19 protein-coding genes are annotated in these 21,473 nt (G+C 64.0%); 9 read left to right on the top strand and 10 right to left on the bottom strand.

What is annotated here, in order from left to right:
* Positions 1 to 21 precede the first annotated feature (21 nt).
* Entirely contained in the window at positions 22 to 1,065 is a 1,044-nt protein-coding gene (locus QQK16_RS06655) for a rod shape-determining protein (protein ID WP_284195644.1), read from the bottom strand.
* Positions 1,066 to 1,322: 257 nt separating this feature from the next.
* On the opposite strand from QQK16_RS06655, the gene gatC reads away from it, so the two are divergent.
* From gatC to gatB, 4 genes are read left to right on the top strand one after another with little or no spacing between them, the layout of a single operon-like run.
* Positions 1,323 to 1,610, top strand: a complete 288-nt coding sequence (gene gatC, locus QQK16_RS06650) for an Asp-tRNA(Asn)/Glu-tRNA(Gln) amidotransferase subunit GatC (RefSeq protein ID WP_284195643.1) — start codon at positions 1,323 to 1,325, stop codon at positions 1,608 to 1,610.
* Complete coding sequence (gene lpcA, locus QQK16_RS06645; RefSeq protein ID WP_284195642.1) at positions 1,607 to 2,197, top strand: D-sedoheptulose 7-phosphate isomerase; 591 nt, start codon at positions 1,607 to 1,609, stop codon at positions 2,195 to 2,197. The genes gatC and lpcA overlap by 4 nt, the downstream gene beginning before the upstream one ends.
* Positions 2,194 to 3,696 carry an Asp-tRNA(Asn)/Glu-tRNA(Gln) amidotransferase subunit GatA gene (gene gatA / locus QQK16_RS06640; RefSeq protein ID WP_284195641.1) on the top strand — a complete coding sequence of 501 codons (1,503 nt, stop codon included), beginning with the start codon at positions 2,194 to 2,196 and terminating at the stop codon, positions 3,694 to 3,696. The genes lpcA and gatA overlap by 4 nt, the downstream gene beginning before the upstream one ends.
* Positions 3,697 to 3,755: 59 nt before the next feature.
* Positions 3,756 to 5,183 carry an Asp-tRNA(Asn)/Glu-tRNA(Gln) amidotransferase subunit GatB gene (gatB, locus tag QQK16_RS06635; RefSeq protein ID WP_284195640.1) on the top strand — a complete coding sequence of 476 codons (1,428 nt, stop codon included), beginning with the start codon at positions 3,756 to 3,758 and terminating at the stop codon, positions 5,181 to 5,183.
* Positions 5,184 to 5,687: 504 nt separating this feature from the next.
* Here the strand turns inward: gatB and QQK16_RS06630 are convergent.
* On the bottom strand, positions 5,688 to 6,452 hold the full coding sequence (locus QQK16_RS06630) for a hypothetical protein (protein WP_284195639.1): 765 nt from the start codon (positions 6,450 to 6,452) through the stop codon (positions 5,688 to 5,690).
* Positions 6,453 to 6,611: 159 nt separating this feature from the next.
* Here QQK16_RS06630 and QQK16_RS06625 point away from each other — a divergent pair, with 159 nt between their 5' ends.
* The 5 genes from QQK16_RS06625 (at position 6,612) to QQK16_RS06605 (ending at position 11,522) form a co-directional block, all read left to right on the top strand.
* Positions 6,612 to 8,054 carry a DNA-3-methyladenine glycosylase 2 gene (locus tag QQK16_RS06625; RefSeq protein WP_284195638.1) on the top strand — a complete coding sequence of 481 codons (1,443 nt, stop codon included), beginning with the start codon at positions 6,612 to 6,614 and terminating at the stop codon, positions 8,052 to 8,054.
* Positions 8,051 to 8,569, top strand: a complete 519-nt coding sequence (locus tag QQK16_RS06620) for a methylated-DNA--[protein]-cysteine S-methyltransferase (protein WP_284195637.1) — start codon at positions 8,051 to 8,053, stop codon at positions 8,567 to 8,569. Before QQK16_RS06625 ends, QQK16_RS06620 begins: the two co-directional genes overlap by 4 nt.
* 105 nt (positions 8,570 to 8,674) lie before the next feature.
* Complete coding sequence (grxD, locus tag QQK16_RS06615) at positions 8,675 to 8,989, top strand: Grx4 family monothiol glutaredoxin (protein ID WP_284195636.1); 315 nt, start codon at positions 8,675 to 8,677, stop codon at positions 8,987 to 8,989.
* Positions 8,990 to 9,467: 478 nt separating this feature from the next.
* Complete coding sequence (locus QQK16_RS06610; RefSeq protein ID WP_284195635.1) at positions 9,468 to 10,094, top strand: LysE family translocator; 627 nt, start codon at positions 9,468 to 9,470, stop codon at positions 10,092 to 10,094.
* 396 nt (positions 10,095 to 10,490) lie between these two features.
* Positions 10,491 to 11,522: a Glu/Leu/Phe/Val family dehydrogenase gene (locus tag QQK16_RS06605; RefSeq protein ID WP_284195634.1), complete on the top strand. Its 1,032-nt coding sequence runs from the start codon at positions 10,491 to 10,493 to the stop codon at positions 11,520 to 11,522.
* 180 nt (positions 11,523 to 11,702) lie between these two features.
* Here the strand turns inward: QQK16_RS06605 and QQK16_RS06600 are convergent, their stop codons facing one another.
* The 8 genes from QQK16_RS06600 to QQK16_RS06565 all read right to left on the bottom strand — a co-directional run bounded on the left by QQK16_RS06600 (position 11,703) and on the right by QQK16_RS06565 (position 21,196).
* Positions 11,703 to 12,119, bottom strand: coding sequence for a hypothetical protein (locus tag QQK16_RS06600; RefSeq protein ID WP_284195633.1), 417 nt, complete (start codon positions 12,117 to 12,119; stop codon positions 11,703 to 11,705).
* Between the two features lie 373 nt (positions 12,120 to 12,492).
* Positions 12,493 to 15,360: an aminomethyl-transferring glycine dehydrogenase gene (gcvP, locus tag QQK16_RS06595; RefSeq protein ID WP_284195632.1), complete on the bottom strand. Its 2,868-nt coding sequence runs from the start codon at positions 15,358 to 15,360 to the stop codon at positions 12,493 to 12,495.
* 99 nt (positions 15,361 to 15,459) lie between these two features.
* Positions 15,460 to 15,867: a hypothetical protein gene (locus QQK16_RS06590; RefSeq protein ID WP_284195631.1), complete on the bottom strand. Its 408-nt coding sequence runs from the start codon at positions 15,865 to 15,867 to the stop codon at positions 15,460 to 15,462.
* A gap of 28 nt (positions 15,868 to 15,895) precedes the next feature.
* Positions 15,896 to 16,285, bottom strand: coding sequence for a glycine cleavage system protein GcvH (gene gcvH, locus QQK16_RS06585; protein ID WP_284195630.1), 390 nt, complete (start codon positions 16,283 to 16,285; stop codon positions 15,896 to 15,898).
* Between the two features lie 154 nt (positions 16,286 to 16,439).
* Positions 16,440 to 17,324 carry a tetratricopeptide repeat protein gene (locus tag QQK16_RS06580; RefSeq protein ID WP_284195629.1) on the bottom strand — a complete coding sequence of 295 codons (885 nt, stop codon included), beginning with the start codon at positions 17,322 to 17,324 and terminating at the stop codon, positions 16,440 to 16,442.
* Positions 17,325 to 17,377: 53 nt separating this feature from the next.
* Positions 17,378 to 18,475 (bottom strand): glycine cleavage system aminomethyltransferase GcvT, encoded by a 1,098-nt coding sequence (gene gcvT / locus QQK16_RS06575; protein ID WP_284195628.1) that lies wholly within the window; start codon positions 18,473 to 18,475, stop codon positions 17,378 to 17,380.
* 185 nt (positions 18,476 to 18,660) lie between these two features.
* Positions 18,661 to 19,209 carry a hypothetical protein gene (locus QQK16_RS06570; protein WP_284195627.1) on the bottom strand — a complete coding sequence of 183 codons (549 nt, stop codon included), beginning with the start codon at positions 19,207 to 19,209 and terminating at the stop codon, positions 18,661 to 18,663.
* A gap of 7 nt (positions 19,210 to 19,216) precedes the next feature.
* Positions 19,217 to 21,196, bottom strand: a complete 1,980-nt coding sequence (locus QQK16_RS06565; protein WP_284195626.1) for a ribonuclease catalytic domain-containing protein — start codon at positions 21,194 to 21,196, stop codon at positions 19,217 to 19,219.
* Positions 21,197 to 21,473 lie beyond the last annotated feature (277 nt).

Genomic DNA, 21,473 nt, shown 5'->3' with positions numbered 1-21,473 from the left:
CCCTTCGCTCCTCACGCTGTATCAGTCGTTAGTAAAGATCGTGCCGACCTTGTCCATCTTCTCCAGGGCCTTGCCCGAACCGCGCACCACGCAGGTCAGAGGATCATCGGCCACGATGACCGGCAGACCGGTCTCTTCCATCAGCAGGCGGTCCAGGTCACGCAGCAGCGCACCACCACCTGTCAGCACCATGCCCTTGTCGGCAATGTCGGCGCCCAGTTCCGGCGGGGTCTGTTCCAGCGCCTGCTTCACTGCCGAGACGATCTGGTTCAGTGGCTCGGTCAGGGCTTCCAGGATTTCGTTCGACGAAATGGTGAACGAGCGGGGGATACCCTCGGCCAGGTTGCGACCCTTCACTTCCATCTCGCGCACTTCGGCGCCAGGGAAGGCCGAACCGATACGCTTCTTGATCTCTTCCGCCGTGGTTTCGCCAATCAGCATGCCATAGTTGCGGCGGATGTAGTTGATGATGGCTTCGTCGAACTTGTCGCCACCCACCCGCACGCTGTTGGCGTACACGATGCCGCCCAGCGAGATCACGCCCACTTCGGTGGTACCACCACCGATATCGACCACCATAGAGCCGGTAGCCTCTTCGACCGGCAGGCCGGCGCCGATGGCGGCAGCCATGGGCTCCTCGATCAGTTCAACCTTGCGGGCACCGGCGCCCAGCGCCGATTCCTTGATGGCGCGGCGCTCAACCTGAGTGGAACCGCAGGGCACACAGATCACGATACGGGGGCTGGCGGCAAACAGGCGGCTGGGGTTCACCTTCTTGATGAACTGCTTGAGCATCTGTTCGGTGATGGTGAAATCGGCGATCACGCCGTCCTTCATCGGCCGGATGGCAGTAATGCTGCCCGGGGTACGGCCCAGCATCTTCTTGGCCTCTGCCCCCACGGCCAGGATGGTCTTCTTTGCGCTGGGGCCGCCTTCCTGCTGTATGGCTACCACCGAGGGTTCGTCCAGCACGATGCCCTTGCCAGAGACAAAGATCAGGGTGTTGGCCGTGCCAAGGTCGATGGCGAGGTCGTTGGAGAAATAACCGCTGAGAGAACCGATCATGAGATGTCCGTATGCTGTGTCTTGGGGCGCCATGCCCCGGGGGCCTGCCCGGGGACAGACCACGCTCTATATGGGTTTGTTCACCAGCCACACCTCGCAGTGCAACATGGCTTACCGTGCTCTTGCTTTTGTCCTTGGGAGTCAACGCCTTGCGTGCCTGCCTGCGCAGTCGCGCGCTTCCCCAAGGCTTGGGTGCGGTAAACCCGGTATGTTACCCTAATAGCCTTGCAAAACTAAAGATTTGAAGGGTTTTGACCATGTCTCTGACACAAGCCGATGTGCGACGCATCGCCCGCTTGGCGCGTCTGCAGGTAAATGACACCGAAGTCGCCGAGGTCGAGCAGAAACTCAATGGCATATTCGGCCTGATAGAACAGCTGAAAGCCATTGATACAGAAGGCGTCGAGCCCATGAGCCACGCCCGCGACGTGGCCCTGCGCCTGCGCGAGGACGTCGCCACCGAGACCAACCGCCGCGCCGCCTTCCAGGCCGTGGCCCCGGCAGTGGAAGACGGCCTCTACCTGGTGCCCAAGGTCATCGAATGAGCGCCGCGCATATCCGCGCCACCCTGGCCGAGGGGCATGCCCTGCTGGCCCGCGTGCTGGCCGACGAGGCGTTCATCGCCTCGGTCGAGTCGGCCGGCCAGTTGCTGGTCGAGGCCTTTCGCGCCGGCCACAAGGTAATCTCGGCTGGCAACGGCGGCTCGCATTGCGATGCCATGCACTTTGCCGAGGAGCTGACCGGCCGCTACCGCGACAACCGCCCGGCCCTGGGCGCCATCGCCGTATCCGACCCCTCCCACCTCAGCTGCGTGGGCAACGATTACGGCTTCGAGTTTGTGTTCTCGCGCTTTATCGAGGGCGTAGGCCGGGCCGGCGACGTGTTCGTGGGCATCAGCACCAGCGGCAATTCACGCAATATCCTGCGCGCCGTCGAAGCCGCCCGGCAACAACAGATGCGCGTCGTGCTGCTGCTGGGCAAGGACGGCGGCCAGCTCAAGGGCCAGGGTGACGCCGAGATCACCGTGCCGCACTTCGGCTATGCCGATCGTATCCAGGAAATCCACATCAAGGTCATCCACATCCTGATCGACATGGTCGAGCGGGGAATGGGGTATACAGAACAGCCATGACTTACACACTCAAGCAAGCCGCCGACCTGCTGGCCGCCGGCAAGACCTCCGCAGTCGAACTGGCCAGTGACTACCTGGCCAGGATAGAAGCCGCCCAGGGCGCGCTCAATGCCTTTATCACAGTGGACCGCGAGCTGACGCTGGCCATGGCCCGCAAGGCTGATGCCAGCCGCGCTGCTGGCAATGCCGGCCTGCTGACCGGCGTGCCCATTGCCCACAAGGACATCTTCTGCGCCGAGGGCTGGAAGACCACCTGTGGCTCCAAGATGCTGGAGCACTTTGTCTCGCCCTATGACGCAGGCGTGGTGGAGCGTTGCACGGCGGCCGGTCTGGTCACGCTGGGCCGCACCAATATGGACGAGTTCGCCATGGGCTCGAGCAACGAGAACAGTGCCTACGGCGCGGTACGCAACCCCTGGGACAGGGATGCCGTCCCCGGCGGCAGTTCCGGCGGTTCGGCAGCAGCCGTTGCTGCACGCCTGGCGCCGGCCGCCACGGCCACCGATACCGGCGGCTCCATCCGCCAGCCGGCAGCCTTCTGCGGCGTCACCGGGCTCAAGCCCACCTATGGCGTGGTCAGCCGCTACGGCATGGTCGCCTATGCCTCCAGCCTGGACCAGGGCGGCCCCATTGCTCAGACTGCAGAAGACTGTGCCCTGATGCTCAATGTCATGGCAGGCCACGATGTGCGTGATTCCACCAGCCTGGAAATGGCCAAGGAAGACTACAGCCGCGATCTGAACCAGCCGCTCAAGGGACTGCGCATCGGCATGCCGCGCGAGTACTTCGGTGCTGGCCTGGCGGCCGACGTGGCCGCCGCCATCGAATCGGCCTTGGCCGAGTACCGCAAGCTGGGCGCCGAGGTGGTGGAAATCAGCCTGCCACGTACCGAACTGGCCATCCCCGCCTACTATGTGATTGCCCCGGCCGAAGCGTCCAGCAACCTGAGTCGTTTCGATGGCGTGCGGTATGGCCATCGCTCTCAGAACTACGAAGCCTATTTCGAAGAACACAACAAAGAAGCCAAAGAGGAAAAAGAGAAGGTAACGCTGCTGGAAGCGATGTATGAAACCAGCCGAGCCGAAGGCTTTGGCTGGGAAGTGAAGCGCCGCATCCTGACTGGTGCCTATGTGCTCAGCCACGGCTATTACGACGCCTACTACCTCAAGGCTCAGAAGGTCCGCCGCCTGTTGTCCGAGGATTTCCAGGCCGGCTTTGGCCAATGCGACCTGATTGCCGCCCCGGCGGCCCCCACGGTGGCCTGGAACCTGGGCGAGAAGGGCGATGACCCGATTGCCATGTACCTGGCCGACATCTACACCCTGGGCGTCAACCTGGCTGGCCTGCCCGGCATTGCCCACCCGGTGGGCTTTGGCGCCAACGGCCGCCCGGTGGGCCTGCAGCTGATAGGCAACTATTTCAGCGAGGCGCGCCTGCTCAATGCGGCCCACCAGTTCCAGCAGGCCACCGACTGGCACACCCGCGCGCCAGCACTGTAAGCAACAGGGATCAATCGACAGGCCGTCCCGGCGGCCCAGTCATGGAAGGAATACGCAAGATGCAATGGGAAGTCGTTATCGGGCTGGAAATCCACACCCAGCTCTCGACCCAGTCGAAAATCTTCTCGGCCAGCAGCACCAGGTTTGGCAATGAGCCCAATACCCAGGCCAGTGCGGTGGATATCGCCCTGCCCGGCGTGCTGCCGGTGATGAACCGCGCGGCGGTGGAAAAAGCCATACAGTTCGGTCTGGCCATCGGCGCCAAGATCAACCGCAAGTCCATCTTCGCCCGCAAGAACTACTTCTACCCGGATCTACCCAAGGGCTACCAGATCAGCCAGTTTGAAGTGCCGGTGGTCGAGGGTGGCCAGGTCACCATACGGGTAGGCGACCAGGACAAGGTGATCAACCTGACCCGCGCCCACCTGGAAGAAGACGCCGGCAAATCGGTGCACGAAGACTTCCACGGCATGAGCGGCATCGACCTGAACCGTGCCGGCACACCCTTGCTGGAGATCGTCTCGGAGCCGGAAATGCGCTCGGCCGCCGAAGCCATCGCCTATGCCAAGGCTTTGCACAGCCTGGTGACCTGGATAGGAATCTGCGACGGCAATATGCAGGAAGGTAGCTTCCGCTGCGACGTCAACGTCTCGGTACGCCCGCTGGGCCAGAAGGAGTTTGGCACCCGGCGCGAAATCAAGAACCTGAACAGCTTCAAGTTCATGGAACAGGCGATCAAGTACGAGGTGCAGTGGCAGATCGAACAGATCGAAGACGGCCACAAGATCCAGCAGGCCACCGTGCTATTCGACCCCGATAGCGGCCAGACCCGCATGATGCGTAGCAAGGAAGATGCACATGACTACCGCTACTTCCCCGACCCGGACCTGCCGCCGCTGGTGATAGACGAGGCCTGGATAGAGCGGGTGCGCAGCGAGCTGCCCGAGCTGCCGGAAGCCATGCAGGCCCGCTTCCAGTCGCAATACGGCATCCCCGCCTATGATGCCGCCACCCTGACTTCCAGCAAGGCCATGGCCAGCTACTACGAAGCCACCGTGGCTGCCGGTGCCGATGCCAAGCTGGCCAGCAACTGGATCATGGGCGAAATCTCGGCCACGCTGAACCGCGAAGAGCGCGACATCGCCGACAGCCCGGTTGCCGCCGACGCCCTGGCGCTGCTGATACGCCGCGTGATGGATGGCACCATCAACAACAAGACCGCCAAGGATGTGCTGAAAAAGATGTGGGAAGCGGGTGACAGCGCCGATGCCATCATCGAACGCGACGGGCTCAAGCAGGAAAGCGACACCGGCGCCATCGAAGCCATCATCGACGAAGTACTGGCCGCCAATGCCGCCATGGTGGAGGAGTACAAGTCCGGCAAGGAAAAAGCCTTCAACGCCCTGGTCGGCCAATGCATGAAGGCCAGCAAGGGCAAGGCCAACCCGGCGCAGGTGAACGAAGTACTCAAGCGCAAGCTGGGCTGACGCTCCCACCCCACGCACCTCGCAACGTGAACTCCCATCACGGCAGCGAGGGCGGGGGGTGTGGAATAAATCAAGGAATAGCCTACCAGTTCAGGCTGCGCTGGCGCCTGCTCAGGCGTCGCACCCATCGATGCCCTCAGCCCATGAAAGGCTCGCTAACGAGCGTCAGCGAGGCTCCCTCACGGCGGTGAGGGCGGGAGAGTGGGAATAAATCAGGGGAGAACCTACTGGTTCAGGCTGCGCTGACGTTTAGCGCCAGCCCCCTGGCGCCTGCTCAATCCTTCATCACCCATCCCAGACCTGAGTCCATAGCACCCGCTGAAGCCCATTCAGAGAGATAACGAGCGTCAGCGAGGCTCCCTCGCGGCGGCGAGGGCGGGGGGTGTGGATTCAATCAAGGAAGAGCCTACCGGTTCAGGCTGCGCTGGCGTCCAGCGCCAGGGTTCCCCTGGCGCCTGCTGCTCACGTCATCACCCATCCCAGACTCAAGCCCATAACAGGCTCTCACCGGCGATTCCAGCCGTAACGCGGTGGGTCGGGGGTGAAGCCTTCTTGCGGGAAGGGGTTGGGTTCGTCGCGCTGATGGCGACGGCCCGGTATCACCCCGGCTGCTACCAGGTTACGGCGGCTGTCGTAGCGCAGGGCCAGGCGGTCGGATGGTTGGGTGCTGGCCCGCTCGAACCGGGTACGGCGAGCCTGCGAGTCCTCGATCTCACCGTGGCCGGTGCCCATCTGCGGCGCGGCGGACGGCGCCGACTTTGCGCGCGGTGAGCTCTCTTCCATGGCCCGGGCATCGCGATCACGGGCGATCACCACGGGTGGAATATAGCGACGCTCGCGGAACACGGCGGCGCCTATCACGCCTACTTCGTCCGGCCTGCCGGTACGGTCAGCGTAGCTGTCACCCAGGTCGGTAAAGTAGAAGCGGGCTACGCTGCCCATAGATTTGCGCCAGCCCGACACGACGGTGTCACCGTGGGGTTCCAGCACATAGCCGGCCTGCTGGTAGCCGGCAGTCTCACCGCTGACAGCGTTGATGCCGTCTACCGACAACACCACCAGCACCCGCTCGTCGGTAAGATTGCGCAGCCTTACCTGATAGGCCTCGCCTTGCTCGCCTGCCACCCAGGCACTGCCACGGTGCTGGTATTCACGGTAGTCACGACCGTAACGGTCTTCCACCTGGATCTCAACCAGGTTGCCACGCTGGGCCAGGGCGCCGAGCGAGGCGGTGGCAAGCAACAGGGCGATCAGCTTCTTGGTGTTCATTTCAGCCTCCTTGGCCGTTCGGGGTTGTAGTACCTTGAACGGCATTGAGCGCCTGATAGGGTTAACGCAAACTGAACTGATTGCAGACTATCTCGCTCCCGCCAATTCCAGCGTCAGCGATGACAGTCGCAAACCCCCAGCTCGCGCTAGACTGCCGCCATGGTTACCGATACCGAGCGCTACCAGCGCATACTGGACCGCGATGTCCGCTACAACGGCCGTTTTCTGACAGGCGTGCTGACCACGGGCATCTATTGCCTGCCATCCTGCCCTGCGCGCAAGCCCAAGCTAGAGAATGTTCGCTTCTTTGCCGATGAGGCGGCTGCCCGCGCTGCCGGACTGCGCCCCTGCCTGCGCTGCCGACCCGATCTGTTCTACCGGGGCCAGGGTAGCGACGAAGCCATCTATGAAGGCTTGCAGACTCGCCTGCTGGCCGACTGCAGCGAAGTTGCCGACCTGGCTGCACTGGCCCGCCTGGCCGGGGTATCCCGTACCAAGCTGGGCACCCTTTGCCGCGAGCATGGCCATACCAGCCCGGCAGCCCTGCTGCGCCATGCCCGCCAACTGGCCACCCTCAGGCACCTGCAAGCGTCCGACACCGCCATCGCCGATATCGCCTACGCCGTGGGCTATCGCAGCGAAGCCACCTTCCACCGCCAGTTCCTGGCTGAGCAGGGCATGACACCGGGCTGCTACCGCAGCATGCTGGCCGGCAGCAGCTTCACCCTGCGCCTGCCGCAGGCTTACCGCAGCGCCGAGGTGCTGGCCTACCTGGGCCGCGACCCTGACGGCCCCGCCGAGCGGCGCAGCGGCAACCACCTCTGCAAGGCCCTGCTGGTCCAGGGGCAGGCCATCCGGCTGAGCCTGACCCTGGCGCCGGGCCAGGCCCATTGCGAAGTTGCCAGCGAACAAAGGCTTGTGCCGGCCACCATGGCGGCCGCCCACCTGGCCGCACTACGCTGCCTGGGTCTATGGCGCCCGCAGGAAGAAACCCTGAGCGACCCACTAGCCTTGCAACTGCAGGCCAGCCAACCGGGCCTAGTGTTCCCGCTCAGCGCCAGCGTGTGGGAGGCCCTGGTGTGGGCCATAGTCGGCCAGCAGGTGAACCTGACGTTTGCCGGCCAGCTGCGCCGGCAGGTCATCCTGCTGGCGGGCGCCGATGCTGGCGAGGGCATGCAGGCCCATCCCAGCCCTGCTGCCGTGGCCGCGCTGGACCCAGCCTTGCTGTGCGAGCGCAAGTTTTCCCGCTCCAAGGCCAGCTATCTGGTCGACACGGCCCGGCATCTGGTCGAGCATGGCATTGATATCGAGCAGCTGCCGTATCAATCGGCACCGGCTGCCCTGCGGCGGCTCACCGCACTGCGCGGTATTGGCCCCTGGACGGCGCAATACACGCTGCTGCGGGGGGCCGGTTTTGCCGACTGCGTGCCGGTGGGCGACGCCGGCCTGGTCGCCGCCCTGCAGCGCCAGTTTGCCCTGCCACAACGGCCCGATGCCGCCCAGACCCAGGCGCTGATGGCCTGCTACGCGCCGCATCGCAGCCTGGCCACCGCCCGCCTGTGGGCCAGCCTCAAACCCCTGGCCAGCGAGGAGGCAGCATGAGCGACCGTTACTGGGACGCCATGGACTCGCCCTTCGGCCGCATGGTGGCGCAGGTCAACGGCCAGGGTGGCTTGCTGAGCATGAGCTTCTTCGACCATGCCGAAACCACGGCCGTTGCCGCAGGCGCACGGCACGACGCCCGCCGCCTGGCGGCGGTGATGGCCCAGTTGCGCGAATACCTGGCCGGCACCCGGCAGCAGTTTACGCTGCCACTGGCGCCCAGCGGCACGCCTTTCCAGCACGCAGTCTGGGCGGCCCTGGTACAGATACCCTATGGCGAGACGATCAGTTATGGTGAGCTGGCGCAGGCCCTGGGCCAGCCCGGTGCCGCCCGTGCGGTGGGGCGTGCCAACGCCACCAACCCCATCGGCCTGATCGTGCCCTGTCACCGCGTCATCGGCGGTGATGGCTCGCTGACCGGCTACGCCGGCGGCCTGCCACGCAAGCAGGCCTTGCTGGCGTTCGAGCGCCAGCACAAGCCGCAGCCGGGCAGCAACCTGGCGCTGTTTGACTGAAACCGATCAGCAGGCTTGCCGGCCACACCGGCCACCGCGTAAAATTCCCGACTGAATTAATCAGCTATTACGCAACCGGCCGCCCGATGGCCTGCGAGGAGTGTCATGGATACCCAGGAAAAAATCCGCCAAACCGTCACCGAAAACCCGGTCGTGCTGTACATGAAGGGTACGCCCACCTTCCCGCAGTGCGGCTTCTCGGCCAAGGCAGTCAGCATACTCAAGGCCTGCAATGTGAACTTTGCTGCCGTCAATGTGCTGACCGACGATGAAGTCCGCCAGGGCATCAAGGAATTCGCCAACTGGCCCACCATCCCCCAGCTCTATATCCGTGGCGAATTCGTCGGCGGTTCGGACATCGTGGGCGAGATGTACCAGAGCGGCGAACTGCAGAAGCTGCTGGAAGGCCTGACCAGCTAAGCGCTGTTCTGCCCCCATGCAAAGAGCCGGCTTATGCCGGCTCTTTGTTTTTGGGACTGAGGGTTATGGCTGCTTACCCGTCCACTGGCGCCTGCGCTGTCCCTAACCCATAACGGGCGAGCCGGCAGGCACCGACGCTACATCTGCTTGAACAGCTACTGATAACCCTACCTAGAACTGCTTGCCGACCTGGCCAGCAGCACGCCAGCCGGCGGGTACGCCGGGCCGTTATGCAGCCGCGAGCGGTACATTCAATGCGCCAGCGACAGCAACCGACAACAACAAAGCCTTGATTTGCATGATGGGATCTCCCGTGAGTTGATGAAGCACAGGAGGGACTCCAGGTAAGGTCAGGCGCATGGGGGAGACAGGCTGCGATGAATACCGGCAAGCTTACGATAAAACCGGGATTTTGCCCGACCTGGCCGTAGGCGTTAGCATGCGTCCTACTCTCCGCTCACGCTACAGGCAGGCTGTCATGTCCCTCCAACTCTGGCTCGCCTATGTCGGCGCCGTCTTCGTCATATCGGGCACGCCCGGCCCCAATATGTTGCTGGCCATGACCCACGGCATACACCATGGCCTGGGCCGTACCGCCAGTAGCACCATGCTGGGCCTGCTGGCCGGCCTGGCTGTCATATTGTCCATCTCGCTGGGCGGCCTGGGCGCGGTGCTGCTGGCCTCCAGCCATGCTTTCGACGTCATCAAGTACGTGGGGGCGGCCTATTTGATCTACCTGGGCATCAAGACCTGGCGCGCCAGTGCCGATGGCCTGGAAACCGAGGGCCGGCCCGATGCCGACAGCGGGTGGGCGCGCTTTCGCATCGGCGTGCTGATCGCCCTCTCCAACCCCAAGGCCATCCTGTTCGGGGTGGCGTTCTTTCCCCAGTTCATCGACGCCAAGCAACCCATGGCCGGCCAGGCCAGCCTGTTGTTGCTGACCTTTGTGCTGATAGAGACAGGCTGGATGTGTGTGTATGCCGGCGGTGGCGCCCGCCTGGCCAGCTGGCTGCGGCAGAGCGGCCGCATGCGCTGGTTCAACCGCGCAGCCGGTGGTGCCTTCGTGGCCGCCGGGGTGCTGCTGGGGGCGTTCAAGCGAGGTTGAGGGCCTGTTTGCGCTGAAGTCATGGATGGGGGATGGGCAGGGCAGGCACTAAGGAGACGCTGGATGTCAGCGCAGCCTGAATCCATAGACTCTCCCGCCCGCGCCGCCGTGCGGGAGCCTCGCTGGCGCTCCTTGAGGCCGTCGATGAAGGCCAGCCACGCATAAGCGGCAGGGACCGCCCATCCTATATTGCTGAAAAATCAGGCACACACCCTAGCCACGACGGCTATCCCGCATTACGATTCGGCCTCGGTTGGCGACACAATTGCCGACCGCATGGCAGCGTGGTCTATCGCCGCGCTGCATGACCCGAAAAACACGATTTTTCTGCGGACCCAGCCTGCCGACCAAGCCTTCTCGCTTGCGTTGCCGGCCATTCCGCGCGGAGCCAAAAGCATGACCGCATTTGTATTCAGCGAACCCAACTTCGACAACCACGAGCAAGTGGTGTTCGTGTCCGAGCCCAAGTCGGGCCTCAAGGCCATCCTGGCTGTCCACAATACCAACCTGGGCCCCGCCATGGGCGGCTGCCGGATGTGGAACTACGCCAGCGAAGCCGACGCCGTTACCGATGTACTGCGCCTGTCGCGCGGCATGACCTACAAAAACGCCGTTGCCGGCCTGCCCATCGGCGGCGGCAAGAGCGTGATTATCGCCAACCCCAAGACCGACAAGACCCCTGCGCTGTTCGAAGCTCTGGGAGAGGCACTTGAGCGCCTGGGCGGCCGCTATGTGACGGCCGAAGACGTGGGCACCAATACCGACGACATGGCCCATGTGGCCCGCAAGACCCGCCATGTGGCCGGCCTGGGCGAGACTGGTGATCCGTCGCCCTTTACCGCCCTGGGCTGCTTTGTCGGCGCACAGGCTGCCGTGAAGTACCACCTCAAGCGTGACTCCATGGAAGGCCTGGTCGTGGCCCTGCAGGGCTTAGGCAATGTTGGCTTCGACTATGCCCGCCGCCTGCGCCAGGCCGGCGCCAGGCTGATTGTCACCGACATCGACCAGGCAGCGCTGGAACGTGCCCGTACCGAACTGGGCGCCGAAGTTGTGCCGGTGGACAGCATCTACGACGTGGAAGCCGATATCTACGCCCCCTGCGCCCTGGGCGCCACGCTGAACCCCAACACCCTGGGCCGCCTCAAGGTCAAGATCGTGGCCGGCGGCGCCAACAACCAGCTGGCTACCGCCGACATTGGTGAGTTCCTGCGCCAGAAGGGCATACTCTATGTGCCCGACTTCGTCATCAACGCTGGCGGCATCATCAAGGTCTGCTACGAGCACCTGAAGAAGCCCGAGAACGAAGTGGAAGCCCATGTACGCCGCATCGGCGACACGCTCACCGAGATCTTTGAGCGCGCTGCCCGCGAAGGCGTCGCCACCAGCGTGGAAGCCGACCGCGTAGCGGAGTTGCGCTTCAAGCGTTGAGCATGATGGTGCAGCCCTGGCCGCAACAGCCAGGGCTCCACGTGAAACAGCCCGGCTTGAGCCGGGCTGTTTTGCTTTTCCCGGCCACCAATCATGCGGGGCAGGGCAGACAGATAGTTGGAAGTCGCCGGGGCTGTACCCGGCGCGGCCAGGCAAGCGCCGCGCATTCGGCCTACTTGATTAACGCTGGTGCACGCAGGCCCGATACTTGGCGTCTTCATCCTCGAATACTTCTTCGCCACCGGTGGCATAGGCCAGGCTCAGCGCGACTACGGCCTGATCCAACCGGCCCAGTTCAAACTCGCACTGGCCCAGGCGCAGCTGGATAAACGGGTTGGTTGACCCTTCCGGACACTCCGATGCCTGTGCCAGCGCCTGCTGGCCACGGTCGTGCTCGCCCATCAGGAAGCAGGCGTCGCCTATGGCAGCTAGCACCCAGGTACTGGCTTCCCAGCGTTCCAGATCGCTGGGCAAGAGGGCGCGGGCCTCTTCGTACTTGGCCAGGGCAGCGTCGAAGCGGCCCTTATCGAATTGCTTGTCGCCTTCGTCCAGCAGCGCCTGTATGGGCTCCTGCAATATGGCCGGCAATGTGGTCATGAATCGGACTCCCTATGAACAGAAGCCCGGACCAGGCCGGGCTTCAAACACTTTAACTCATTAGCAGGGCGTGGGGGCACACCCAGACTCTCCGCAGCGCACCACCTCGGTGGCGGCCAACGCCAGGCTCTCGGAGCCAGTTATGAGCTTAAGCACTAAAAATGCAGCTAATTCAAAGTGATGACGAGCGTCAGCGAGGTTCTCTCCACGCACCGTGCAACGTGGACTTCCGTTGCAGAGCGAGGGCGGAGGGTGTGGATTAAATCAGGGAAGAGCCGACTGTATCAGGCTGCTTTGACGCTTAGCGCCAGGGTTTCCCTGGCGCCTGCACAGCCCGATATCAGCAATCAATGACTTAATTCAAAACCGGCTCTTAACGGTAGGCGTCGATGCTGGGGCAGGAGCAGACCACATTGCGGTCGCCGTAGGCATCGTCAACCCGACCCACGCTAGGCCAGAACTTGTTGTCGCGCACCCATTCCAGCGGGTAGGCGGCCACTTCGCGGCTGTAGGGGCGTTCCCACTGACCCACCACGGCAAACTGGGTGTGGGGGGCGTTGCGCAGCGGGTTGTTGTCTGCCGGCCAGTTGCCTTGCTGTACCTGCTCCACTTCCTTGCGGATGGACACCATGGCGTCGATGAAGCGATCCAGTTCGGCCTTGGATTCGGATTCGGTCGGCTCGATCATGAAGGTGCCAGGCACCGGGAAGCTCATGGTCGGGGCATGGAAGCCGTAGTCCATCAGGCGCTTGGCGATATCCACCTCGGTCACGCCGCTGGCGGCCTTGAGCGGGCGCAGGTCGATGATGCACTCGTGCGCCACGCGGCCGTTCTTGCCGGTGTAGAGGATGGGGTAATGGGCCGACAGCTGCTTGGCCATGTAGTTGGCGTTCAGCAGGGCTGCCTGGGTGGCCTTCTTCAAGCCGTTGCCACCCATCATGCGGATATACATCCAGGAGATGGGCAGGATGGAGGCCGAACCGAACGGCGCTGCCGATACGGCAGTCTGGCCACGGTGCGGGCCGTCGATCGGGGCCACCACATGGTTGGCCATGTAGGGAGCCAGGTGGGCCTTGAGGCCGATGGGGCCCATGCCGGGGCCGCCGCCGCCGTGCGGAATGCAGAAGGTCTTGTGCAGGTTCATGTGCGACACATCGGCACCGATCTCGGCCGGCTTCACCAGCGCCACCAGGGCGTTGAGGTTGGCTCCGTCCATATAGACCTGGCCGCCGTGGGCGTGGATCACGTCGCAGATTTCGCGGATGGCTTCCTCGAACACCCCGTGGGTAGACGGGTAGGTGATCATCAGGCAGGCCAGGTTCTTGCTGTGCTCCTCGGCCTTGGCCTTGAGGTCGGCCACGTTGACGTTGCCGTTGTCGTCGCATGCCACCACCACCACCTGCATGGACATCATCTGCGCGGTGGCCGGGTTGGTGCCGTGGGCCGATTGCGGGATCAGGCAGATATTGCGATGCCCTTCGCCACGGGCCTCGTGGTAGCGGCGGATGGCCAGCAGGCCGGCGTACTCGCCCTGCGCGCCCGAGTTGGGCTGCATGCAGATCTCGTCAAAACCGGTAATGGCCTTGAGCTGCTCGCTCAGGCCTTCCACCAGCTCCAGGTAGCCACGGGTCTGGCTGGCCGGGGCGAACGGATGGATATCGCCGAACTCGGGCCAGGTCACCGGAATCATTTCGGCGGTGGCGTTCAGCTTCATGGTGCACGAACCCAGCGAGATCATGGCGTGATCCAGGGCCAGATCCTTGTTCTGCAGCTTCTTCATGAAGCGCAGCATCTCGGTCTCGGTGTGGTGGGCGTTGAACACCGGGTGGGTCAGGATGGCGTCGGTACGCAGCAGGCTGGCAGGCAGCGCGGCAACGCGTTCCTGGTCCAGCAGCTCCACATCCAGGGCCTTGGCGGCTTCACCGACCAGGGCCGTCCACAGTGCCTTCACATCGGCGCGGCTGCTGCGCTCGCCAAAGCTGATGCCCAGCTGGCTGCTGGAGACATGGCGCAGGTTGTAGCCGGCGCTCTGGGCGGCTTCGTAGGCGGCATGGGCCTTGGCGCCCAGGTCTACCACCACGGTGTCGAAGAAATGGCGGGTCTGCACGGTCACGCCCACGCGCTTGAGGCCTTCGACAAAGATGGCGGTCAGGCGATGGATGCGGTCGGCAATGCGCTTGAGGCCGACCGGGCCGTGGTAGACGGCGTACAGCGAGGCCATATTGGCCAGCAGTACCTGCGAGGTACAGATATTGGAGTTGGCCTTCTCGCGGCGGATATGCTGCTCGCGGGTCTGCAGGGCCATGCGCAGGGCGGGGTTGCCGGCCGAATCGACCGACACGCCGATGATGCGACCAGGCACCGAGCGCTTGTATTCGTCGCGGGTGGCAAAGAAGGCGGCGTGCGGGCCGCCGAAGCCCATGGGCACGCCAAAGCGCTGGGCCGAGCCCAGGGCGATGTCGGCGCCCAGCGCGGCTGGCGACTTCAGCACTACCAGGGCCATCGGGTCGGTTGCCAGGGCAACCAGACCGCCCATGGCCTTGATGGCTGCCACGGCGGCTTCGAGTTCGGCGATTTCGCCGTTGACATTGGGGTACTGGAACAAGGCGCCGAAGACTTCATGGTCCTTGGCCTCGGCTGCCGTGCCGTAGATCAGTTCCCAGCCAAAGGCCGTGGCGCGGGTCTTCATCACGTCTATGGTTTGCGGCAGTGCGTCGCGGTCCACAAAGAAGCGGTTGGACTTGGACTTGGACACGCGGCGGGCCATGGCCATGGCTTCGGCTGCGGCCGTGGCTTCATCCAGCAGCGAGGCATTGGCCAGCTCCAGGCCGGTCAGGTCCAGCACCAGTTGCTGGAAGTTCAGCAGGCATTGCAGGCGGCCCTGCGAAATCTCGGCCTGGTAGGGCGTGTAGGCGGTGTACCAGCCGGGGTTTTCCATCACGTTGCGCAGTATCACCTTGGGGGTGATGGTCTCGTGGTAGCCCATGCCGATGAACGAACGGGCAATCACGTTCTTGCTGGCTATGGCGCGGATTTCGGCCAGTGCCGCTTCCTCGGTCACGGCATCGGGCAGCGCACAGGGCGATCCGCCCAGGATGGTGCCTGGCAGCGTGTCCTTCACCAGGCCATCGAGCGAGTCCGAACCCACGGTCGCCAGCATGCTGGCGATTTCGTGTTGATCGGGACCGACATGGCGGTGGATGAATTCGTCGTGGTTTTCCAGCGAGAGAAGCGGCGTCATGGTATGACCCTTACTAGGTATGGTTCATCGCACGGGGCGATATTCAAAATGGCAAACCGGCCGCTTGTGGCGACCGGCGGGTAATGCTTGTGCGCAGCGTCAGAGCACTTTCTTGTAGCGCACCACCATGCTGGCGGTATCGGCGCAGCTCTCGCCGGGGCGGGAGCAGCCCAGCACCGTCACTTCCAGCTCGCCGGGGGCCAGCAGGCGGCCGCGCATGGGCAGGCTGAGCTTGCCGCTATTGAGCGTGCCGGCAAACTCGCCGGCCTGCCCCAGCTGGGCCAGCAGGGTATCGGCCCAGGTGCCGGAGAGCGGCCCGGCCAGCTCAGGCTGGCTGGCGCTGTTCGGTATCAGTTCCATGCCGATCAGCACCGTGCCGCTGGTGGTGACGATGAGATACTCGCCGTGCTGCGCCTGCCACACCCCGTCGAAGGCCTTGTCCGCAAGGGCCAGCATGGGTGCGGCAGCCAGCAACAGGGCAGCGAGGGTAGATTTCAGGCGCAGCATGGGGTGCCTCCTGTGCTCGGTGACTGGATCAGGCGCCGATTTCCTTGCCATAGGCAGCGGCGTCCATCAGGCCGTCCAGATCAGCTGGGTTGGCCGGCTTGATCTTGAAGAACCAGCCTGCACCGTAGGGGTCGGTGTTGACCGACTCGGTGGCATCGGCCAGGGATTCGTTCACGGCGAGAATCTCGCCAGCAATCGGGGCGTACACATCGGAAGCGGACTTGACCGACTCCACCACGCCAGCCTGCTCGTCGGCAGCCAGTTGGGCACCCACCTTGGGAACTTCCACGAACACCACATCGCCCAGCAGGCTCTGGGCGTGGTCGGTAATGCCCACGGTCACGCTGCCGTCGGCTTCAACGCGCAGCCACTCGTGGCTGGCAACGTATTTCAGATCGCTGGGGATATGGGTGCTCATGGGATCGCTTCCGTTTGGGTGTGGCGCTTTTGGCGCCGGATTATCGGACCGGCCATCAGGCACGGTTGGATTTTGCGCGGATTCTACCAAATCTGTAGGCAGTTACGCTGCTGCTACAGAGACTTATCTGTCGCGTTGTACATGAACCAAATCACTACTGCCCGGCCAGCAGCTTCATCCGTGCCAGCCGCTCGGCTTGATCGCGTTGCAGGAAGGCATCCTGCGACAGCGCCGCATGGGCCAGACCAAAGTAACGCCTGGCCTCGTCGCCCTGCTGGCGGGCCAGGTACAGCTCGGCCAGCTCCTCGAACACATAGCCGTCCACCTCGCCTGCTGCGGCATTGTCGCGCTCCAGTGCCTGTTGCTCGGCCAGGGCGGCTTCGTGCCTGCCCATGAGCCTGTGCACATGGGCCACCATCCAGCGGGCAACCCGCAGCGGCCCGGCTTGGCCTTGCTGGCGGCGCTCGGCCAGCTGTTTCTCGAAGTAAGCCAGGGCGGGCTCGTACTGGCCCATGTCCTGGTAGGCCATGCCGATATTGTTGTAGAGCGAGGCCAGCCAGCGCTTGGCCCTGGGCTGTCTGCTGGCTTCGGCATAGGCCACGGCCTTGAGGTTCCAGGCCAGTTGCTCGGCCGGCGCTACGGTAAACGGCACCATATGGGCGGCGTCCACCGCCAGGTAGTCGGCCTCTATGGTGCGCGCCTTGTCCCAGGCCTGTTCGAACAGGGGGCGGGCCTTATCCTTCTGCTTGCCGGAGTTGAACAGCCGGCCGCGTTCCAGCAGGTAGCGCACCGTCACGATGGGCGGCAGCGCATCCAGCCGGGGGGCCAGCTGATCCAGCAGGGCATGGCCTTCGTCAAAGCGCTGCTGCAACCCCAGGGTGCGGGCCACCTGGGTTGCCACCTGGGCCTGCTCGCTGCTGCCATCGGGATAAGCCGCCATGGTGGCGCGAAAACGCTGCTCCACTGCCGCCACATCCCGGCTCTGCCAGATCAGGAATTCCTGCAGGGCATCGTCATCCTTGGGTCGTTCTGCGCTCATGGCGGCCCCCAGGCAAACAAGAAAAAGCGCCTCAACGAGGCGCTTGCTCAGACTCACTCGTAAACCTTCTTGCCATTGCGCACAAAGGGCATCTTCACCACGCGGGCCGGTTGCAGGGTGCCGCGCACATCCACCTGCACGGTGTCGCCTACCTTGACGGCCAGCGGCACGCGGGCCATGGCGATGGATACCTGCAAGGACGGCGAGAAGGTGCCGGAGGTGATCTCACCCTCGCCGGATTCAGCCACCACCTTCATATGGCCACGCAGCACGCCCTTGCCTTCGTAGACCAAGCCCACCTGCTTGAGCAGGGCGCCACCGGCGGCGCGTGCGGCTTTTTCCTTTTCCACCACGCTGCGGCCCACGAAATCACGGCTTGCCGGCTCCCAGGCAATGGTCCAGCCCATGCCGGCGGCCAGGGGCGAGGTGTTGTCGTCCATCTCGTTGCCGTACAGGTTCATGCCGGCTTCCAGGCGCAGGGTATCGCGCGCGCCCAGGCCTGCGGGGGCCACACCAGCAGCGATCAGGGCGTTCCAGAAAGGAATCGCCTCGGCCGCCGGCATGGAGATTTCCAGGCCGTCTTCGCCGGTATAGCCGGTACGGGCAAAGAACCAGTCACCCATGGGCAAGCCCTGGAACACCTGCAGGCCGGCAATCAACTCGGCAGCGTCCGGGCGGGCAGCCTGGGCCTTGGCAATGGCGTTGGGGCCTTGTACGGCAATCATGGCCAGGTCGCGGCGCGGGGTCAGTTCCACGTGGAACGATGCCGCGATCGGCGCCATCCAGGCCAAGTCCTTGTCGGTGGTGCCCGCGTTCACCACCACGCGGTAGCCCCAGCTGGTCTTGTAGACAATCAGGTCGTCGATCACGCCACCGGCTTCGTTCAACATGCCCGAATACAGTGCCTTGCCCTCGAAACCCAGCTTGGCCACATCGTTGCCGATCAGCTTCTGGAAGAACTCGGTAGCCCGCTCGCCACGCACGTCCACGGCCGTCATGTGCGACACATCGAACATGCCTGCATCGCCGCGCACCGCCTCGTGCTCCTTGATCTGGGAGCCGTAGTTGATCGGCATCTCCCAGCCGGCAAAGTCCACGATCTTGCCGTTGGCGGCCAGGTGCGCATCGAACAGGGGGGTACGTTGAGCCATGTTGTCTTCCTTATGAGAATCGTTTTGTAGAGCCGCTAACAAAGCCCAGCGTAGCGGTTCTGGCTAGGCGTGCAAGCGTAGACAGTACAGGTGGGTACGGCAAGCTTGCACAACAACGCCAGAAGGGTTTTGTTCGTGGCTCTTGGGGAGCGGCAGTGGGTAAGCTGCCACTGGTTGGGTACAAATCAAGCCGCTTTATAGACGAAACAGCCATCCAGCAGGTATTCACCGTTAGCCACCCGCCCTTCGGGTTCTACCCGGTCGAACGGCACTTCCTGACCATTCACCACGATATAGGCCGGTATGGGCTTGCCCTGGTACTGGCCCAGCACGGCATCGGCGCGGGGGTAATCCACGCTCGGCACCGGGGCCGCCTGGGGGGCGGGCTGCTCGCGCGCCAGTTGGGCCTGGCCGTCCTCGCGGGCCTTCTGCTCGATGGCATTGGCCGGCAGGCTACGCAGGTAGAGCTTGAACAGAAAGTTAGGCAGCACCACCCGGCGCACCCGCTTCTCGTTGTCGATCACGCAGGCGATGGGGAACTGGGTATGGCAGCTAGGGCAATGGGCCGTGGCAGCCAGCGCCATATGGTCTTCCACCACGCGGGCAATGCCGTGCATATGGCGTGCGTGCAGCAACTGCTGGCACTTGATGCAAGGCTTGGAGAACTGCTTGACCAGGGTGCCGTTGCCAAAACGCACGGGCAGGAAATGATCGATACGATTATTGGGCTGCATGACAGACTTACTCCTCGGCCGGGGGGGCCGGTGCTACAGGTGTTTCGGCCACGGCGGGCTCAGCCAGTTCCTCGGGGACTTCCGCCGCCTCGGCCACTTCTTCTTCCTCTTCCACCACGGCAACCGGCTCGCCGGCTTCCAGCAGGCGGCATTCCAGTGCCAGGTCGAGATAGTCGGTGCTGATCAACTGCAGCTTGACCGGGGTGCCGCGTGCCAGTTCGGGCAGGCCGGCAATCCGCAGAATCAAGGGCAGGCCATCAAAGCGCACCAGGTTTTCCTTGATCACGGTTGCGCCTATCTCGCGCACGCCCTCCTGCTCCAGCCACTTCAGGCACCAGTAGCGCTCCATCCGGCCCTGGAATTCGGCATAGGCGTTGTAGGTCTGGTCAAAATCGCGCAGGGCCGCAAACAGCATGGGGTCGCGCGGGGCATAGCGCGGTGGCGTGCCCTGCAGCATGGCCACCAATTGCTGCTGGTTGATGAAATCGGCCGCGCGGCGCAGCGGCGAGCTGGCCCAGCTGTACTGCGCCACCCCCAGGCCCACATGGGGCGAGGGCTGGGTGGTCATGCGCACCCGGCCCATGGCCTGGGCGCGGTAGATGGCGGGAATCCGCGCATCGGCCAGCTGTTTGCCCCAGGTGGAGTTGCACAGAATCATCAGCTCGGCCACCAGTTTGTCCATGGGGCTGCCGCGCTTGCGCGGATAGATGCGCACACGCTTGCCGCCCGCCTCGTCGCGGTCGATGGCAAAGCTGTAGTCCGGCCGTTCCACCCGGTTGGGGTCGTGCTTGCCACGGCCTATCTCCAGCGCAATGGCAAAGCGCCAGAGGAACATCAGCTCGGCCTTCCACGGGTAATCGGGGCCGCCGTCGGGCTGGGCCACCGTCTCCTCGTTGAACACCGGGTCCAGATCGTGGTGGCGCAGGTTGGCCGCAATGTGCACGCGGTCCAGCCGGCTTTCGCTGGCGATCACCTGCAGATCGGGGTTCACCGTCACATACAGGCTCACCGCCGGGCAGTCGCGGCCTTCCGACAGCGTAAACGACTCCACCACCGCATCGGGCAGCATGGTGATCTTGTCGCCGGGGAAATAAACGGTAGACAGCCGCGCCAGCACTACCTGCTCCATGGTGGCATCGGCCGCCATGCCCAGGGTAGGCGCCGCGATATGGATGCCCACGCGGGTATTGCCATCGGGCAGCACCGTTACCGACAGCGCATCGTCAATCTCGGTAGTGGCGGCATCGTCGATGGAGAAGGCACGCACCCCGGCATCGGGCAGATCCGTCGGGGCCGCCGGCAGCTCCATGGCCGGAAAGCCCGTCCCCTTGGGGAAGTACTCGCTGAGAAAGCCATCCAGCAGCCAGGTCTCCACATCGGGTATGGCGCCACAGCCGGCCAGCAGGCGCAGCGGCGACTTCTGCGCCGCATCGGCGGCGGCGGCCACGGCCTTCCATTCGATGGTGTTCTTGTCCGGCCGGTGCAGCAGGGTGCGGATATGCGATTTCAGCACCTCGGGCAAGGCACCGGCCTGCAGCTCGCGCTGCCACTCGGCCATCAACGCCGCCTCGCGGGCCTTCTTCTCCATACCGGACTTGGCCGCCCGCAGGTTGTCCTCGGGCGCAGCCTTGTAGCGGCCCCGGCCCTTGCGGTAGAAATACATGGGCGCACCATGCAGGCGCACCACCAGGGCAGCTTGCTCCAGCGCCGTAGGGTTGGGGCTGTAGTACTCGCGGGCCAGCTCCAGAAAGCCGAACTCCTCGGTACCCGCCACCTCCCACAAAAAGTCGAGATCCAGCTGCTCGGCCATGGCCTGCGCCTGCGGCATGAAATCGGCCAGGGCGATCTTGTCGAAGCGCAACCGCACATCCACAGCCTTGATCTTGCTGCGCTTACCGCGCGCGTCCTCAATCTGCAGATTGGCGTCGGACTCGCTCATGATGGCAGCAACCTTGAAGTCACCGCTTTCTTCGTAAAAGACGTTCATGCGTGGCCGCCCGGCAGGGCGAACTCTGGGGAGGGAAAGGGGGCGGATTATACCGGAGCCAGCCGCCACTGGCGGCCCGGGCTTGCCCTATTCGTCAAGGCTTTGCGACGGGCGGTGGGGTGGTGGCGGGTGTTTGATGGCAGCGCTGGGTGGGAGGGTGTGGTGGCGGCTGATTGTTTGGGCTGGTGCGGGTACGGACGGCTACGTAGTCCGCGGGTTGGTGGTTGTGATCTGTGGATTTGCAAAGTGCCGAGTCAACAGGCTGCGTCCCGACCGA

The organism is Chitinimonas prasina, from assembly GCF_030160395.1.
GTDB classification, from domain to species: domain Bacteria; phylum Pseudomonadota; class Gammaproteobacteria; order Burkholderiales; family Chitinimonadaceae; genus Chitinimonas; species Chitinimonas prasina.
This window is presented reverse-complemented; position numbering and strand designations above follow the sequence as displayed.